Below are 16,838 nucleotides of genomic sequence, written 5' to 3'. Positions count from 1 at the left end.
TCACCTACTCTTTAAAGAAATAAAATGAGACTTAGTTTCTTTGTCTAGGGGGAGTTTTTACTTTCCCTTCTCTCTTCATTATATATGATATTGATAAGATAAAATATAGCCTACATGCTAAGATGTAGGCTATATGCTAAATTTTTTCCTTTTCTACAGCTTCCTTCGTTGTCTGATTTACCATAGCGTTTACAGTGGAGGATACTTTGTCAAGAACCACATTGACTTTCATATCTTCTCCATCTTTCTTCTTTATCCTTATTTTATGATTTGTAAGAAATGCTAAAGGTATACCCGCCAGCGGAATGACAGGAGCAATAACGCTGGCAATTACTGTTACTGTCATAGACAGGTTTAAAATATTGTTATCCTCCTTACAAATAATCAGTCTTGTATTGTTACCTTTTTTTATCGTATTTTTTGCAAAGTTACTGATACCTTTAAGCATGGTTTCCGCTTCGTGGTTTTTTTCAGGTTTCGTTTTGTTTGCCCTCTCTAAAAAAATCAAAGCTTCCACTAAATCATTATTACTTTCCTCTAATGCTTTTTTTGCTTCCTCATAGCTAACATTTGCCCTTTTTCTTAATAAATCAATGGTTTCTAAATCAATACTCATATTTTATCCCTCCATTATTCTTTTTCTACCTTTATTATAGAAGATCAAGATTAGAGGATCCTTAGGAAAAGATTAAAATTTGATTAGAAATGACTGTTTAATAACTTGCTTTTATAATAATTGAGTCCATACCAACGATCATCCTCTTTATCTAGTATTTCTTTTTGATATTGTATATGTTCTTTCATGGCGTTTCTAATATTTGGGTCTTTTGCCTCTAGAAGTCTTGTCATCTGTGGTATCGCATCATAGGACAATTGTTTCATATAATTCATATCTATTATTCCGGTTTCCTGATATCTCAATATATTTCCCTTTGCTATAAGTCCATCTACGTTAATAAAATTTAATCCTATATAGACTACCAATGTAGCGATAACTGCATATTGAAAGATAGGGATTTTATTGATCCATATTCCCAGCAATAGAATAATCAGTAAAGTACCAATTAAAAGCATAAATGCCTGAACAAATATTCTTAGCCTAGTAAAACCAAAGGCCCTTTCATATAAATACATTTTGTAGTTTGCAGAGACTACCATATTTACGGTAAATAAAATTAAAAGACTATAGGACAAGTTAGCTATTGTGTTTACCTTTTTATGACTCTTCTTTGTTAGATTTATACTTAATAACAATATGCTAAAGTTGATAAGCGTAACTAAAACAAGCTCGAAAAATCCCTTTCTAGCATATTCAGCATAAGAAAAACCCTCTGGTAAAGCATGTAATCCTCCTCCATATAAATAGGAAAATTGTATGATTGTAAACAGTAGATAAGCAATATTGATAACAAATATGATTGTTATTATAGTTACCGGCTCCCATGAAGTCTTTATTAAATCTGCATTTTTGCCTTCATAGGCTATTTCATCATATTTAAAGCTCCATAAAAATCCAAATAGATATAGTGTGCTAGCAATTATCACAAAAGTGTGTCCTAATATACGCATGGTATTCAGTTTCCTGAACAGACTGCCGATGTTGTCAACATAGTATTTAAACATCATATCAGCAGATGTTAATAATAAGAGAATAATCACCAATAGTGGTATAGAAATCAAAAGTCCTGTTATGATATTTTTCTGAGTCGGGTTTTCCTTTAATTTTTTTCTATCTCTTTTTATCTCTTTACTAAAAGTGAAGAATCTTGGAAGAATACTGTATGCTTTAACAAAAACTCTCTTCAAAACACTTCCCACAAAATAGATATCTATTTTTTTTATATTTTCATATCTTATGGTTATTAAGTAGCTTGCTATTAAAAAAGGAATAAATATTACATTGATGCTTTTAAGCACATAATTATTATATATACTAAAGCTTAAGGATAAAAGAATCGTGGGTACTAAAAAGATAAACCCTAGTTTTTTATTTAACTGAACACGATGGTGCATTCCATATACTGAGGCAATAAGGATGATCATATTAAAAATAAATCCTGATATTCCTATAGGAACACCTACAAAGAAATAATCAAATAGAACACCTAGTCCCAGTGCCATCAACATAATCATTCCTTTATTACGGATGCTTTCTTCAGCATCAACCTTATTTCTTTTATTTTCTACATGCAGTTTTTTTAGATATGCTTTCTCCCTTGGATGATTAAAATAAGTCTGTTTAATCACCTCTATCCATGGGGCTTGATATTCCTTTTTAATCGCTTCTTTTAGTAGCAGTTTTATATAGTTTGTTTCAAGTTCTCTAAAAGACCATATATCATTTAGCTGAATCCATTTTAAAGACATCGCTTTAAAATAATTTCTAAAACAATCTACCTTTTCTAGAGAATTTTCTATGTCTACTTCTTCCCCCTGCAGATCAACGAAAAATGTTTTAACCCTTTTATCTATTTCTTCTTCAAATTGAAAAGTGATCTCCTGCTTTAGGTCTAATTGTTCCTCCAAAACCCTTTGCATAGCCTCTGCTTCACTCTCGCCATCTTTAACCTCCCCCCAAATAAAAAAGTGTTCTATCCTACCAGCTTGATTCATTCCCTCTACTGTTAGAATCTTATCATTTTTCACAATAATTCCCTGAACTTTTTTAGCCATCACCCTTACTCCTTTAAACAAAATTAATCTTCATCGGAGACATATTCCAATATGTCTCCCGGCTGACAATTTAATTCCCTACATATCGCTTCTAAGGTATTAAATCGTATGGCCTTTGCCTTATTATTTTTCAATATTGAAAGATTTGCATTTGTTATACCAACCCTCTCTGCTAGTTCCTGCAATGAAATTTTTCTCTTTGCCATCATAACATCTAAATTTACAATTATACCCATAGCATTCACCCTTATATTGTTAAGTCGTTTTCTTCCTTATATTGAACCGCCATTTTAAAAACTTTTTCCAATACTAAAATAAACAATCCCGCAAAAAAGAATATAAAAAACTCAAAATCTGTATGAATCCCCTTTGCATCTATGTAGATAATCTGAAGCTCTTTGTAATTAGGATTAATAAAGAAATTTATAAAGTAACAGACAGCTATAATGAAGCTTCCTATCCATATATTCTTTAAACTCTTCACATTCTCCCAAACAAAAGGATCTCGGGTTACAAGTGTCTTTGTTATTTTCCTCAAATTGTAGACAATAGCAATCAATGATGTACTGCCAATGAGAAATAGGACATAGACGAAAGTCATGATTGATGTGGCTTCTTTAAATGCACCTGTAAACAATGTATTTTTAGAAATAGATACAAATAAAAGGATTCCTATTAATAGCAAAACATCTAATACTATTTTAAGAAAACTTGATAAAGATTTTTTTCCATAATACTCCATGATTTAACCTCCTTATACGCTGGTTTATAGATATACACTTTTATAGCTGCATTTTAACCTCCAGCCTCTACGGTGTACCGCTTGACTAAGAGATGTAACTCAGTACTACAAATGCAGTCCTTCCTATATGAAAATCCATGTGCATATATCTATAATATCATCACAATCCTATAATAGCATGTTGTTTCCCATAATTCAATATATTTTTATCGATAAACAATAATTTTTTATCTCAAAATAATATATGTTATCTTGAAATAAATTCGGCTACAATTCAGGGGGAGTAAAAACTCTCCCTGAATTGTAGCCGAATTTTATTTTTCTTTTAATTCTATTAAGTGTTTCCAGTAACGCTTTGGCATATAGGCTTTTTGCAGTCTAGGATTTTTTCTGTTTTTAATGGCTATAGCTTTAAAATACTTCCTCCATAAACCCTGATACTGCATTTCTTCCTCATCTAAAACGATCTCCCCCTGTAGCTTTCCCTCCGTCATCACCCATTTTTCCTTGTCGTATAGAGCTGCTAAATCCCTCTTAACATCATGGATGATCCAATTTTGATCCGCCATCCTTCTTGCAAAATGAGGTGCTAATAGGGCGGTGATGTTATGATCCGGTTCTATCTCAGCATAATAGATATCTGTTTCTAACTTTTGGAATCTTAAGAGTCCTGTCATTCGATGGGCTTCCTTGCTGACCTTCTGGCTTAGCTTATGGAGACTTAAAACACGGTCATCCCCATGGCAATCATCTATTCTCGCACCGATCCTCCACCCTAACCTTAAATACTGATATACCGTTGTAGCGGTTTCCGCTTCCTCCGATAAAAAAGCATAAAATACGTTTCTTAAAGCCCTAGAAGATATCTTATCTTTAATAGCATTGTAAACCTTTCCTGCCTTTTCTTCATCAGTAACAATAGGTATTAAAGAAACAAAAAGATTCTCTTGTAGTGTATCCTCCCTCACAATTCTTTCAGGTTTTTCAGATCGATAATAAGCCTCGTAGATGGCCGTCAGCATACCTTCAAAACTTCCATCATAAACAAAATAATGCATCTTAGAATTCCGTTACAGAAAACTTATAAAAAGTTATAAAATAAACTTTTGCGTTTCTTTCCTTGTTCATCGTGTCCGATTTTGCCAAAGCTACTTTCGTTTGATATAACACTGGGTGAACCAACAAAGCGATTCACTCAAAAGCAAAGCTTTTGGTTCTCTGCTTTTCCAAAGGCTTAAATTCCTCACTAACGTATGAGTACATATTAGCAATATCTTTAAAGTGATTAAATTGCTAATTCACCAACTTTTTTAAGATTAACACTAGCATTTTTGTCTCTATCCATCTTATTGCCACATTCACATATATAAGTCCTATCAGATAGTTTTAAATTTTTATCTATAGTCCCACATACTGAACACATTTTAGATGATGGATAAAATCTATCTGCAAGGATGAATTTTACATTGTTCCATAACGATTTGTACTCTAACTGTCTATAAAATTCACAAAAACATTGTTCTTGAATAGATTTTGCTAAGTGTTTATTTTTCATCATGTTACTTACTGCTAAATCCTCTAAAACAATAAACATTGGTTCTCTGCTTACTATTTCAGAAGTTGTTTGATGCAAGTAATTATGACGAATACCTTTTAATTGATGATGTACTCTTTTAAGTTTATTTTCTAATTTTATAATATTGCAGGTTTTCTTATAACAACTCCCCTCCTTGTTCATTTCATATTTTTTCGATATTTTGCGTTGCAATCTACGCAATTTCTTTTTGATTTTCTTTACTTTTGAGGTCTTGTTTATGTTTTTGTATGGTTTATCTATGTCTGAACATATTGCTAAATCTTTGATACCTAAATCAATCCCTATTCCCTCATTTGCTGGTTGTTTAACTTCATCTTCATCTTCAATACCTACGCTAATCCACCAGTTCAAGCCATCAAAAGACACTCTAGGATTAGCGTATTTCACATTTTCACCAAAAGGAATCCTGTTATGTTCAGCTAATCGAACCCAATTTAACTTTTGTTTATTTTTCTTTTTACTAGCACTAAAACCCTCAAATTTTACATGCGTACCATTGAATTGTATTTTCTCAACATCTTGATAAAACTTAAGAGCTGCTTTCTTTTTGTTTTTGAATCTAGGAAATTTACTTTCTCCTTTAAAAAATCTTTTATAGGCATTACATGCGTCTTTAATAGCTTGTTTTGTCACATTGTTGCTTATGCTATTTAACCATTCATAGCCTTCCTGCTTCTTTAATTGTGTAAATTCTTTTCTTAATTCGCCATCATCTATAAATTTGCCACCACTTTTATAATTTTGTTGTTGTTTTTCTAATGTCCAGTTATAAGCAAATCTGCTAGCACCTGCATATTGAAATAATTTAGTATTTTGCTTGTTGTTTGGGATAAGCATTACTTTAATTCCTTTAATCATCTTCTTCTATTAACTCCTTCACCATTTTTCTTGCCTTATTGGCTCTTTTTCCCTGTAACCTACAACTAAATGCAGTTATTATCTGAACCAAATCTTCCATAAGTTCTTGTTGCTCTGTTTTTTCAGTAGAATCAATTATTTCTATTTCGCAGTTATTTAAGTAGGCTATATATTCCACCAATTCAAATCCAAATCTTAATAGTCGGTCTTTATATAACACTACAATCTTTCTAACTTCATTATTAATTATTTTTTGCACTAACTGCTTTAATCCTTTTTTATTATCATTCATTCCACTGCCTATATCAGTTATTATTTCAAATGGCTCTCCCCCAGCAATAAGATATGTTTGCATGTTTTCTACTTGTCTTTCTAAATCATCTTTTTGCTTATTTGAAGAAACCCTGCAATAACCTATAACTTTTCTGTTTTTATCATCACTTATATTTAAAACTTGTTTTAATTGTTCATTTGAATAATATCTGTATCCATTTGAGCTAGTATGGTGAGATTTTAATTTCCCACGCTTATCCCAATTTCTTAGTGTTTGTGTAGTTCTTCCAATTAGTTTTGAAAATTCATGTATGGTATAATATTTCAATTACATCACCTCTAAGAAAATCATCGCATATAGTATTGTAAAAATACAACAAATTTTATAATTTCTTATAACTTATACTTAACTGTTGTTAACCTCCGTTACTATTTTCTCAGGCTTTATCTCTGGCAGTATAGAAAATAGAGATAATTGTTGCCCTTCCTCCTTTGTATGTTGAAGATTTTTTGGTAAATCTCCTATAAGTGCTTGTCGCAATAGATTTTCCTTGAAGTCAAACGCTCCATGATACTTTCCATTGCAGGTGATAAAATACTTAGCTCTTTTCAATACTACACCTATTTTCTTTAAATGATCGTAGCTAAGAGAATGCATTCTTCTGGCAGCAGCAATACGCATAGCAGATTTTACCCCTATACCAGGTATTCTTAGCAGCATTTCATAGGGAGCTCGATTAATTTCCATAGGGAACAAATGAAGATTTTTCAAAGCCCAATTGCATTTTGGATCTAAAAATACATCAAAATTGGGCGCCTCCTCCTGCAACAATTCCTTTGAAGTAAATCCATAAAATCGTAAAAGCCAGTCGGCTTGATATAATCGGTGCTCCCGTAATAATGGGGGATTAGCAATCACCGGTAGCTTGGGGTCACTGGATACTGGCACATAAGCGGAATAATAGACCCTCTTTAATCCAAAGGTATTGTATAATCCCTCTGACAGTCTTAAGATATTTAAGTCTGCATCCGGTGTAGCTCCTATAATCAACTGGGTGCTTTGCCCTGCTGGCACAAACGACCCCGCCTTTTTATAAAACTTCTTTTCCTCCACTTTTTGAGTGATTTTTGAGGAAATAAACCCCATTGGTTTGATGATGGCCTCCTTCTTCTTCTGTGGGGCCAGTAGTTTTAAGCCCTCATTAGAAGGGAGTTCTATATTGACACTCATTCTATCCACCAGTTGCCCCGCTTCATGGATTAAAGCCATATCTGCCCCAGGTATGGCCTTCATATGAATATATCCATAAAAGCGATGTTCTTTGCGAAGCAGTCTAGCAGTCTTTACCATCAGTTCCATCGTATAATCAGGACTTTTGTGTACTGCTGCCGATAAGAACAAGCCTTCTATGTAATTTCTTCGATAAAAATTAACCGTAAGTTCTGCCACCTCTTCAGCAGTAAAGGTGGCTCTTGGAACATCATTGCTGCTTCTATTAACACAATACGCACAATTGTAGATACATTCATTGGTTAAAAGTATCTTCAATAGCGATATACATCGTCCATCATCAGCCCAACTATGACAAATTCCAGCCATATGTCCGTTTCCTAGTCCCTTCCCTGTATTTTTTCTATTGCTGCCGCTGGAGGAACAGGAGACATCATATTTTGCTGCATCCGCTAGAATTTCTAACTTTTCTAATAAATCCACTTCTTTCCACACTCCATTATCAATGAATGTTTGAGCTAGAAACATTTCAAATATTTTCTAATTTTATTTTATCTTAAGAAGTGAGAATTGTCAAACGTATGTTCGAGTGGAGCCAAATAAAAATACCAGAATCCCAGCTATACTTGGGATTCTGGTGCTGTACTTTGCGTTGTTTTATGTAGACTAAACTGTTTTACAAAAGAAGGTTGGGTAAATACAAAACCTGCAATAAATGCAGTGAGTGGGGCCACAGTTACTAGGCCTAAGCTTCCCACAAGGGTATGAAGAATTTCAGCAGAAACATATTTTAGATTAACAATATTCATTACTGGTGTTCCCTGTGCCATGAATACCATTAAAAGGGCTATATAACCACCAGAATAGGCCAGTAGCAGTGTTGTTGTCATGGTTCCGATTACAGCTCTGCCGATGTTAAATCCTGACTTAATGGCTTCTTTGGTAGAAATTTTAGGATTATTTTGAACAATTTCATGGACAGCAGCAGAAATATCCATAGCCAAATCCATCAAGGCACCAGAGGAAGCAATAAAAATTGCTGAGATAAAAATATCTGTTAAATTTAAATAATCATAGCCTGAATATAGTAAGCTTTCTGAAAAAGGCATAATAGCTCCATGAATTTTAAATTTACCACCAAAAATTATAGCCAAAACACAGGTAAGTATACTACCTGTAAGGGAACCTGTAATTGCTACAAAGGATTTGCGATTCAATCCTCCCACAAGTAAAATTGTGATAAATGTCAACAAGATAACCACACCCAAAGAAACAGGTATTGGATGCCATCCCTTTAATAAGGAGGTAACTAAAATTTTCCAAATCACAAAAATTGTTAATAAAAAAGAGAGAAGTGCCTTTGCTCCCGTCCAGCCAGCATATGCAATTAATAAAATCACAAAACCTCCAAAAAGAATGGCTTCAAGGTTAATACGATAATGATCGATTATATTTACAAACCGAATCTCATCACCATCTATATCCATAACTACAAAAGCTTTATCTCCTTTAACAAATATTTTATCAAACTCCAGCTTACCCATCATACGATTGATACCCTTCACTTCTTTACCTTTAAAGGGTCCATTCAAAATTTTAAGTCTACATACCTGATCCCCTTGACGAATGATCCCTGTACTATACAAACCAGCATCCTCTGTATCCACAACCAACGCAGCAGCTCTAACGCTATCTGAATATTGGTTTGTGGGAAAACCTGTTGGTATGAGGACTAATACAACTATGATGCAAACAACAATAATAACAGAAATTGTATCGGGACTTAAGGTAAATTTACCCATAGCATATTCTTCCTTTCTAAAAAAGAGAATAGATAGAGGTCTAAAGGAAAGATTGACCTCTATCCAGCATCATATAAAACAATATTTATATATTGTTTTATATAGGTTACATGTTTTCTGTAGGGCCAAGTTTCCATACCTGACAGGGTTGGCACAGAGACCAACCTCTACCATGTAAAATCTTTACCGCAAATTATATTCTTTACTATGAATTTCTAAGTAGAAGTGATTCCTCAACACTATTGGATATTCATGATAGAAGCCATTTTTTTATAAATATCTGTGTTATCATAAGAACCAATAAATAATTCTTGGCCTACGCCTACTGCATATACGGGTACTGGTAAGCCTGTATGAGAATAAGTAGTAAATGCCAGTCCTGCTTTATTGTTTAGTATATGTGTTAATGTAACGCTTAAGGGTTCATAGGTACCATAGAGAATTTTTTCTTGATCAGAGAAATCTCTATCCTCTTTCTTTTGCATACTACGTTTTAGAGCATCTCTTAAGCGAGCTTCTTCTGCTGCAGTTAAAACCAATTCCGGCATTTTTTTAGCATCTTCATCTGTTGCAGTCATTAATCCAAAAGCACTTTTGATTTTAGGAAGAATATCTTCTAAAGTTTCTTTTTCTGGAGCTGTTACTTTTTTATATTCACTTAAAATATTGTCAAACTCTACATAAGACATTGTTTGTTTTTCTAGCTTATTAAAGAAGGTATCATAGGCAGTACCAGCAAAACCAATGGTTAGTCCTCCACATTCATGATCTCCAGTTACGATAATCAATGTATCGTTTGGATACTTTTCATATACTTTGTAGGCCTCCATAATGGCGTTATTGAACTCTATGGTATCATGAATAGAAGCAGCAGCATCATTTGCGTGATTGGCCCAGTCAATTTTTCCAGACTCCACCATCATAAAATAACCCTTTGGGTTATCTAATACATCAATCCCTTTTCTTACAAAATCAGAAAGACTAAGTTCCCCTGCTTTACGATCCATTTCATAAGGCATGGCATTGGAATCTTGCAGCCTTGGGCTTGTCGCAAGAACTTTGCCAGAGGTATTATTAAGGGCTAAAATTTCTTCCTTTGTACTTACCACCTTAAATCCATTTTTCTTAGCTATATCAATAACATTTTCAGAATTTGTTATTTTTGAATTTTTACCTTCAGCATCATTGATTCCTCCACCAGCAAAGTAATCAAAGTCGCTTTCTGCCAACTGTAAAGCAATTTCATAGTAGTTGTTTCTACTTTCTTGATTCGCATAGAAAACAGCCGGTGTAGCATGGTTGATAGGTACATTAGATACAACACCAATTTTATAACCCATATCCTTTAAATCTCTTGTGATTGGATCAACATTTGCTTTCTTTTGCGGGTCCATGTTGATAATACCATTTCCAGTCTTAATTCCAGAGGCTATGGAGGTACCTGTTGAAGCAGAATCTGGAATGAAGGAATCACTATCATAGGTAGCCGCCACACCTGTAGCGGGAAAATTAGTAAAATCTAAGGCTTTGATTTCTGGCGTTGCTGTATGTTTTTGTGCCCCTAGATACATTTCAGCAGCACTGATCTGTGGAAAACTCATACCATCACCAATAAATAAGAATATATACTTAGGAGCTTCACCGTTAAAAGTGTTGTTTGTTTCGGCAAAAGACTGTGAGAAAATATCTGTTGGTAAGAAACCAGATAGAACTACTGATAAAACCAGCAAAATGGCAACCACTGAAAAAATTGACCTTTTTTTGTTTTTCATTGTATACATGTTTTACACCCCCAAAATATTTATAAATTTCCCTTACTACTAATGAAGCTTCAACCCTCCTTTCTGCCAATACATGCAATAATGAAATACTCAAAGATGATGTTTTTTTCTTATTTGCAGTTACCATTTTAAAGAAACATTGTTAGAATTTAGTTATTAGCCCATTAAGCTTCGGTTATTTCCTCATTAACTTTTGGTTGCTTTTTCATTAATTTTGAGTTAACGATTCTCTTCCACCTTAAATAGGTGCTTTCTCCTTTTTATAGAATGCTGAGGGTGTTTGGCATGCTTTTACAAGAAAGATATTTTCTTTAACTACTTGAGAAATATGGTATAATATGGATAAATGCAGTTCATCCTAACTTATCTAAATTTAATGGTGGTGATTGACTTGAAAATCGACAGGCTCATGGCCATTTTGATCCTACTGCTTAGAAAAGAACGAGTTCAGGCAAAAGAATTGGCTGAAATGTTTGAGGTTTCTGTTAGAACAATCCTGAGAGATATAAACGCATTAAACCTAGCAGGAATACCTATTGTTACTTATCAGGGTATAAATGGTGGCATAGGGATTGCAGAAGGGTATCGTTTAGATAAAAATATCCTTACTGGTGATGAGATGATTACTATTGTTACAGCTTTAAAAGGCTTGGCCACTTCTTTTTCCAGTACAAAGCATGAAGTATTGGTAGAAAAATTTAAAAATACCTTGTCAGCTTCTCAACAAAAACTTTTAAATCATAAAACAAACCAAATTTTTATTGATATGTCTCCTTGGGGAGATAACGAAGAATTAAAACAAAAAAACTATATTCTCCATCAGGCAATAGAGCAGTGCAGCGAAATTACTTTTACCTATATTGATGCTAAGGGAATAAAAACAAACCGTAAGGTGGAACCTTATTCCCTTATTTTCAAAGGACAGAGATGGTATTTGTATGGATGGTGTCTTAAAAGAGAAGCATTTCGTCTTTTTAAGCTTTTAAGAATGAAAAACATAAAAATATCCACTAGGGTTTTTGTACCTAAAGAAATATCCTTAGATGAACTCCCCTGGGATAGGGATTGGCATCAGCCAGATCATAGCATAGCGCTGGAATTGGTTTTTGATGAAAGCTTGAAGAGTATTCTCCAAGAATGGTTTGATGGAGAAACGATAGAATATAGTGATCATGGGTTGATGGTAAAGGTGTGCTTACCTGAAAATCAATGGCTTTATGGTTTTTTGCTAAGCTTTGGAACAGCTGTAGAAGTTATAAACCCTCCTCATATTCGAAAAATCCTTGCCGAAACAGCAGCGAGAATTCATAAAAAATATTCCTAAACATGACCTACAGCTGTCATGTTTAGGGTGGTAGAATTAAAAAAAAACAAAGGAGGATGCTTTTATGGATTATAAGTTTGAATTAGCAGAAAAACCAGCGCAGCCTGTACTTTCTATGCGGACTAAAACCGCTGTTGAAAACCTACCACAGGAACTAGGAAAGGCCTATGGTATTATCATTCAGTATCTTAATGAAATAGGAGAAAAACCATCAGAAGAAGTTGCCTTTGCTGCGTACTACAATATGGATATGCAGGATTTGGATGTAGAGATGGGTTTCTCTGTTGCAAAGCCACTTGCAGGAAAAGGAGAAATCCAAGCTAGCGAAATTCCTGCAGGGAAGCAGGTGTCTTATTTATATAAAGGCCCCTATCATCAGATGGAACCAGTTTACACTGCCATGATGGCGTGGATCAGCAAGAATAGCTATACCCCTACAGGTACAGCCTATGAATTCTATTATAATTCTCCTATGGATGTGGCAGAAAGCGAACTTCTGACTAAAATTGTGCTTCCATTAAAATAAGAAGCATACAGCTAAAATTTATAGTTTAGTATCAATGGCTTCATTCAATAAGGTACGTTGAAGGTATGCTTATATAGAAAGGATGTTTTATAGTATGACAAAGGATTTGATTTTAGATGGCCTGCACACCCCCACCTATGATGAAATATCTGCTTACATGAATAAGTCTGCAAGACTTTTGTGGCAGGATATGAATTCATTTATTCAACTTAACTACAAATCTTCGCCTAGAATAAGCTATAGCAAATGCTCTGGCAAGCCAGGTTGGAATATAAAATATAAAAAATTAGGTAAATCCCTTTGTACACTATATCCTGAAAAAGAAGGTTTTGTTGCTTTAGTAGTGATAACATTGGAATTACTACCCGTAATTGAAGCCATGACAAAGGAATTTGAGCCTGATGTTTTGGGCGTGATAAAAGCTGCTAAACCCTTCAATGGCACACTTTGGTTAATGATTCAAGTCGATAAAGCTTCTATCCTAGAGGATGTGAAACGACTTCTGTTTCTAAAACACCAACCTAAAAATCCTCAGAAATATCTATAGTGATAATAGCCATAATGCTTCCAAAAAATTTTAAAAGAACACTAGTATCAATTTATGTACTAGTGCTCTTTTTTCATCTCTTCTCTTAATTATTCAATCCAATCCCAAGGAAGCATCCCTAAAAAAGGATTCACTATGATTAACAATATGGATAACTTTTTTATCTTATTATCAAATACTTTACTGCGTTAAGACCCCCACTTATATAAGTGGGCTTTGAATCAGGTGGAATAGAGTCTCCATCGGATTCCCCGATGTTCAGCTTTAGCTGTACGAGTTCACTAAGCAATTCTTATAACATTGTACAAATATTTCTTATAATATGCCAAAGCATCAACAAACTGTTGTGCAGTATCTAAAGAAGTAAAGGAAGGAAGATTATGTTCTATGGATCTTCTTCTTAGTTTAAAACCCTCTCCCTCCATATCCGTTCCTTCTGTAGGCGTATTAATCGTCATCACAATTTCACCTGATTTAAAGGATTGCATCATTTCCTCATAAGATTTCAAAACTTTGAGTACTGGAATCTTATTTTCTTGATAGAAGACTGCAGTTTTTTCTGTAGCAAAGATACCAAAACCCATTGCTGCCAGTTTTCCTACTAAAGGTAAGGATGCTTCTTTATCACGGTCTGCTACAGATAGTAATACATTTCCCTCCATAGCAAGGTTCATTCCAGTTGCTTCAAAAGCTTTTAGTATGGCTTCTTCATAGGTTTTACCTATTCCCATAACTTCACCAGTAGATTTCATTTCTGGTCCTAAAGATATATCTACATCGGCTAATTTTTCTAAACAAAACACTGGTGCCTTTACCACAACATAGGGAGGATTTTCTCCTACGCCGGAACTGTAGCCCAATTCCTTTAAGGTTTTTCCCATCATCGTTCCAACAGCAAGGGCCACCATAGGAACTTTGGTTACTTTGGATACAATAGGTATCGTTCTAGAGGCCCTTGGATTGGCTTCTAATACCAATACTTTCTCGTCTTTGACTACATACTGAATGTTGATTAATCCCTTCACCTTTAAAGCTTTAGCAATAGCCATCGTATAATCTACGATATCTTTGATTACTTTATCACTTAAATTTTGTGCTGGATATACACTCATACTGTCTCCTGAATGTACCCCTGCCTTCTCTATATGCTCCATAATAGCAGGGATAAAGATCTCCTCACCATCACTAATACCATCAATTTCTACTTCCTTGCCTTCGATATACTGATCAATAAAAATTGCAAGCTCCTTTTCTATGCCCTTGATCATAGTAACATAGTTTATCAACTCTTCTTGGTTTCTAACAATTTTCATTGATTGGCCTCCGATGACATAAGAAGGTCTAACCATAAGAGGAAACCCTAAATCTTCACCAATGCTTAATGCCGCTTCTAAGTTCTTAGCTGTATAACCCTTGGCCTGTGGAATATTTAACTGCTGCAAAAGACGAGAGAACTTTTCACGATCCTCTGCTATATCTATCGCTTCTGGATTGGTGCCGATAATTTTTATTCCTCTTTTATATAAAGGTTCTACTAAATTGATAGCCGTCTGACCGCCAAACTGCACAACCACCCCTTCTATACCTTCTTTTTCTGCTATGTGCAGGATATCTTCTGTCGTCAATGGCTCAAAATATAGCTTATCCGATGTATCAAAATCTGTACTAACCGTTTCAGGATTATTATTGACAATGATGGTTTCCAACCCTAAATCCCTCAAAGCCCAAGCGCCATGTACACAGCAGTAGTCAAATTCAATGCCTTGCCCAATTCTAATTGGCCCAGATCCTAGTACCATGACCTTCTTTTTATCATTTATTATCGCTTCACATTCTTCTTCATAAGTAGAATAATAATAGGGGGTTGAGGACTCAAATTCTCCTGCACAAGTATCTACCAGTTTATATACTGGGATCAGGCCTTTCCCTTTTCGGTACTGCATAACAGCTTCTTCTGTTGTTTCCAACACTTTTGCAATATGCGCATCACTCATACCCATTTGTTTTGCCTTTTTTATCATCTCATTCTGCATACCTGCTTGTTTTAATGTTTTTTCCATGGTTATAATATTTTGTATTTTTGTCAGAAACCATACATCAATTTTTGTTAGTACATGAATTTCTTCTACAGTATACCCGTTTCTAAAGGCATGAAAGATGGTAAATAGCCTTTGATCATTGGGAATTCGAAGTTTTTCTGTAAAATCTTTTCTGCTAGAATTTGGCGCTAATAATTCCTCAATGCCTAGATAAAACAGTTTTTTGTAACTACCCTCTAAGCTACGAATTGCTTTTAAAAGAGCCGCTTCAAAAGTTCTATCGATAGCCATTACCTCTCCGGTAGCCTTCATTTGGGTACCCAGCTGGCGGTTAGCGGTATGAAACTTGTCAAAAGGCCATTGGGGAATTTTTACTACTACATAGTCTAGTGCTGGTTCGAAACATGCTGTGGTTTTCCCTGTTACAGGATTCTTGATTTCATCTAAAGTTAGACCAACAGCAATCTTAGCAGCAATTTTAGCGATAGCATAGCCTGTTGCCTTTGAAGCTAAAGCACTGGATCGGCTTACCCTTGGATTTACTTCAATTACCACATATTCTGTGCTGTCTGGATTTAGAGCAAATTGAATATTACAGCCTCCTTCAATCTTCAGCTCTCTTATAATATCTATTGATGCAGTTCTAAGCAGCTGATATTCTTCGTTTCTTAAGGTTTGGGATGGTGCCACTACAATACTGTCCCCTGTATGAATGCCCACTGGATCAAAGTTTTCCATATTACAAACAGTGATACAATTATCATTTTTATCTCGGATAACCTCATACTCAATTTCCTTCCAGTTGGCGACACTTCTTTCAATCAAGACTTGCCCTACCAGACTAAGGCGTAATCCCTTTGTGCCAATTTCCAATAACTCCTCACGATTATTTGCTATACCTCCGCCGGTTCCTCCCAATGTATAAGCAGGTCGAATAATCAGTGGATAGCCCACTGCTTCACCAAAGGCCAAAACTTCTTCAATGGTTTTAGCAATCGTGCTGGCAGGAATGGGCTGCCCTAGTTTCTCCATGGTCTCCTTAAAGAGTTGTCTATCCTCTGCTCTTCTTATGGCTTCTATGGAGGTGCCTAAGAGCTTGACATTATACTTATAAAGCACACCTTGCTCATAAAGCTCCACCGCTAGATTAAGCCCCGTCTGTCCCCCCAGTGTAGGCAGTATGCCATCCGGTCTTTCTTGATCGATGATTCGTTCTAATGCCTTTACATTTAGAGGCTCTATATAGACGATATCCGCTATATTCTCATCTGTCATGATGGTGGCTGGATTACTATTGACCAATACAACCTCTATGCCCTCTTCCTTCAAAGACTTACAAGCCTGTGTTCCGGCATAATCAAATTCTGCTGCCTGCCCAATAATGATAGGGCCAGATCCAATCACCATTACCTTGCTAATGTTCTTGTGCTTTGTCATCGTCAACC

The 16,838-nt window shown here is 34.9% G+C and carries 14 protein-coding genes; 3 read left to right on the top strand and 11 right to left on the bottom strand.

The features are described from left to right. Positions 1–136 precede the first annotated feature (136 nt). From BJL90_RS09530 to BJL90_RS09485, 10 genes are all read right to left on the bottom strand, one after another. Entirely contained in the window at positions 137–616 is a 480-nt protein-coding gene (locus BJL90_RS09530) for a DUF4342 domain-containing protein (RefSeq protein ID WP_070967083.1), read from the bottom strand. Between the two features lie 83 nt (positions 617–699). After that, entirely contained in the window at positions 700–2,673 is a 1,974-nt protein-coding gene (locus BJL90_RS09525; RefSeq protein WP_070967081.1) for a DUF4153 domain-containing protein, read from the bottom strand. Positions 2,674–2,696: 23 nt separating this feature from the next. After that, a complete protein-coding gene (locus tag BJL90_RS09520) occupies positions 2,697–2,909 on the bottom strand; it encodes a helix-turn-helix domain-containing protein (RefSeq protein WP_044822981.1) in 213 nt (70 codons plus the stop codon). Between the two features lie 11 nt (positions 2,910–2,920). After that, complete coding sequence (locus BJL90_RS09515; RefSeq protein WP_070967077.1) at positions 2,921–3,415, bottom strand: DUF2975 domain-containing protein; 495 nt, start codon at positions 3,413–3,415, stop codon at positions 2,921–2,923. A gap of 314 nt (positions 3,416–3,729) precedes the next feature. Beyond that, the gene (locus BJL90_RS09510) at positions 3,730–4,473 is read right to left on the bottom strand and encodes a TIGR03915 family putative DNA repair protein (RefSeq protein ID WP_070967075.1); all 744 of its coding nucleotides are present in this window, start codon (positions 4,471–4,473) and stop codon (positions 3,730–3,732) included. Positions 4,474–4,700: 227 nt separating this feature from the next. After that, positions 4,701–5,870, bottom strand: a complete 1,170-nt coding sequence (locus tag BJL90_RS09505; protein WP_070967074.1) for an RNA-guided endonuclease InsQ/TnpB family protein — start codon at positions 5,868–5,870, stop codon at positions 4,701–4,703. Continuing rightward, entirely contained in the window at positions 5,863–6,471 is a 609-nt protein-coding gene (locus BJL90_RS09500) for an IS607 family transposase (RefSeq protein WP_070967072.1), read from the bottom strand. Before BJL90_RS09500 ends, BJL90_RS09505 begins: the two co-directional genes overlap by 8 nt. A 78-nt stretch (positions 6,472–6,549) precedes the next feature. Beyond that, the gene (locus BJL90_RS09495) at positions 6,550–7,857 is read right to left on the bottom strand and encodes a putative DNA modification/repair radical SAM protein (protein ID WP_070973130.1); all 1,308 of its coding nucleotides are present in this window, start codon (positions 7,855–7,857) and stop codon (positions 6,550–6,552) included. Positions 7,858–7,994: 137 nt separating this feature from the next. Next, positions 7,995–9,176: a YibE/F family protein gene (locus BJL90_RS09490; RefSeq protein WP_070967070.1), complete on the bottom strand. Its 1,182-nt coding sequence runs from the start codon at positions 9,174–9,176 to the stop codon at positions 7,995–7,997. A gap of 239 nt (positions 9,177–9,415) precedes the next feature. Then, complete coding sequence (locus tag BJL90_RS09485; protein ID WP_236905057.1) at positions 9,416–10,957, bottom strand: alkaline phosphatase; 1,542 nt, start codon at positions 10,955–10,957, stop codon at positions 9,416–9,418. A gap of 409 nt (positions 10,958–11,366) precedes the next feature. Here BJL90_RS09485 and BJL90_RS09480 point away from each other — a divergent pair, with 409 nt between their 5' ends. The 3 genes from BJL90_RS09480 to BJL90_RS09470 all read left to right on the top strand — a co-directional run bounded on the left by BJL90_RS09480 (position 11,367) and on the right by BJL90_RS09470 (position 13,354). Continuing rightward, complete coding sequence (locus BJL90_RS09480) at positions 11,367–12,281, top strand: helix-turn-helix transcriptional regulator (protein WP_236905056.1); 915 nt, start codon at positions 11,367–11,369, stop codon at positions 12,279–12,281. 64 nt (positions 12,282–12,345) lie between these two features. Beyond that, the gene (locus BJL90_RS09475; RefSeq protein ID WP_070967064.1) at positions 12,346–12,807 is read left to right on the top strand and encodes a GyrI-like domain-containing protein; all 462 of its coding nucleotides are present in this window, start codon (positions 12,346–12,348) and stop codon (positions 12,805–12,807) included. 94 nt (positions 12,808–12,901) lie between these two features. After that, entirely contained in the window at positions 12,902–13,354 is a 453-nt protein-coding gene (locus tag BJL90_RS09470; RefSeq protein ID WP_070967062.1) for a DUF3788 domain-containing protein, read from the top strand. Between the two features lie 281 nt (positions 13,355–13,635). Here BJL90_RS09470 and carB read toward each other — a convergent pair whose 3' ends face one another. Continuing rightward, on the bottom strand, positions 13,636–16,830 hold the full coding sequence (gene carB / locus BJL90_RS09465) for a carbamoyl-phosphate synthase large subunit (protein ID WP_070967060.1): 3,195 nt from the start codon (positions 16,828–16,830) through the stop codon (positions 13,636–13,638). Positions 16,831–16,838: the final 8 nt, after the last annotated feature.

This window comes from Clostridium formicaceticum (assembly GCF_001854185.1).
Taxonomy (GTDB): Bacteria; Bacillota; Clostridia; order Peptostreptococcales; family Natronincolaceae; genus Andreesenella; species Andreesenella formicacetica.
The sequence above is the reverse complement of the archived record's forward strand: the minus strand, read 5'-3'. Positions and strand labels throughout refer to the sequence as shown.

Bases quoted from the DNA above. Each gene is read 5' to 3' on its own strand.
- BJL90_RS09530 (WP_070967083.1), bottom strand. From the start codon at position 616: ATGAGTATTGATTTAGAAACCATTGATTTATTAAGAAAAAGGGCAAAT.
- BJL90_RS09525 (WP_070967081.1), bottom strand. From the start codon at position 2,673: ATGGCTAAAAAAGTTCAGGGAATTATTGTGAAAAATGATAAGATTCTA.
- BJL90_RS09520 (WP_044822981.1), bottom strand. From the start codon at position 2,909: ATGGGTATAATTGTAAATTTAGATGTTATGATGGCAAAGAGAAAAATT.
- BJL90_RS09515 (WP_070967077.1), bottom strand. From the start codon at position 3,415: ATGGAGTATTATGGAAAAAAATCTTTATCAAGTTTTCTTAAAATAGTA.
- BJL90_RS09510 (WP_070967075.1), bottom strand. From the start codon at position 4,473: ATGCATTATTTTGTTTATGATGGAAGTTTTGAAGGTATGCTGACGGCC.
- BJL90_RS09505 (WP_070967074.1), bottom strand. From the start codon at position 5,870: ATGATTAAAGGAATTAAAGTAATGCTTATCCCAAACAACAAGCAAAAT.
- BJL90_RS09490 (WP_070967070.1), bottom strand. From the start codon at position 9,176: ATGGGTAAATTTACCTTAAGTCCCGATACAATTTCTGTTATTATTGTT.
- BJL90_RS09485 (WP_236905057.1), bottom strand. From the start codon at position 10,957: ATGTATACAATGAAAAACAAAAAAAGGTCAATTTTTTCAGTGGTTGCC.
- BJL90_RS09480 (WP_236905056.1), top strand. From the start codon at position 11,367: ATGGCCATTTTGATCCTACTGCTTAGAAAAGAACGAGTTCAGGCAAAA.
- BJL90_RS09475 (WP_070967064.1), top strand. From the start codon at position 12,346: ATGGATTATAAGTTTGAATTAGCAGAAAAACCAGCGCAGCCTGTACTT.
- BJL90_RS09470 (WP_070967062.1), top strand. From the start codon at position 12,902: ATGACAAAGGATTTGATTTTAGATGGCCTGCACACCCCCACCTATGAT.
- carB (WP_070967060.1), bottom strand. From the start codon at position 16,830: ATGACAAAGCACAAGAACATTAGCAAGGTAATGGTGATTGGATCTGGC.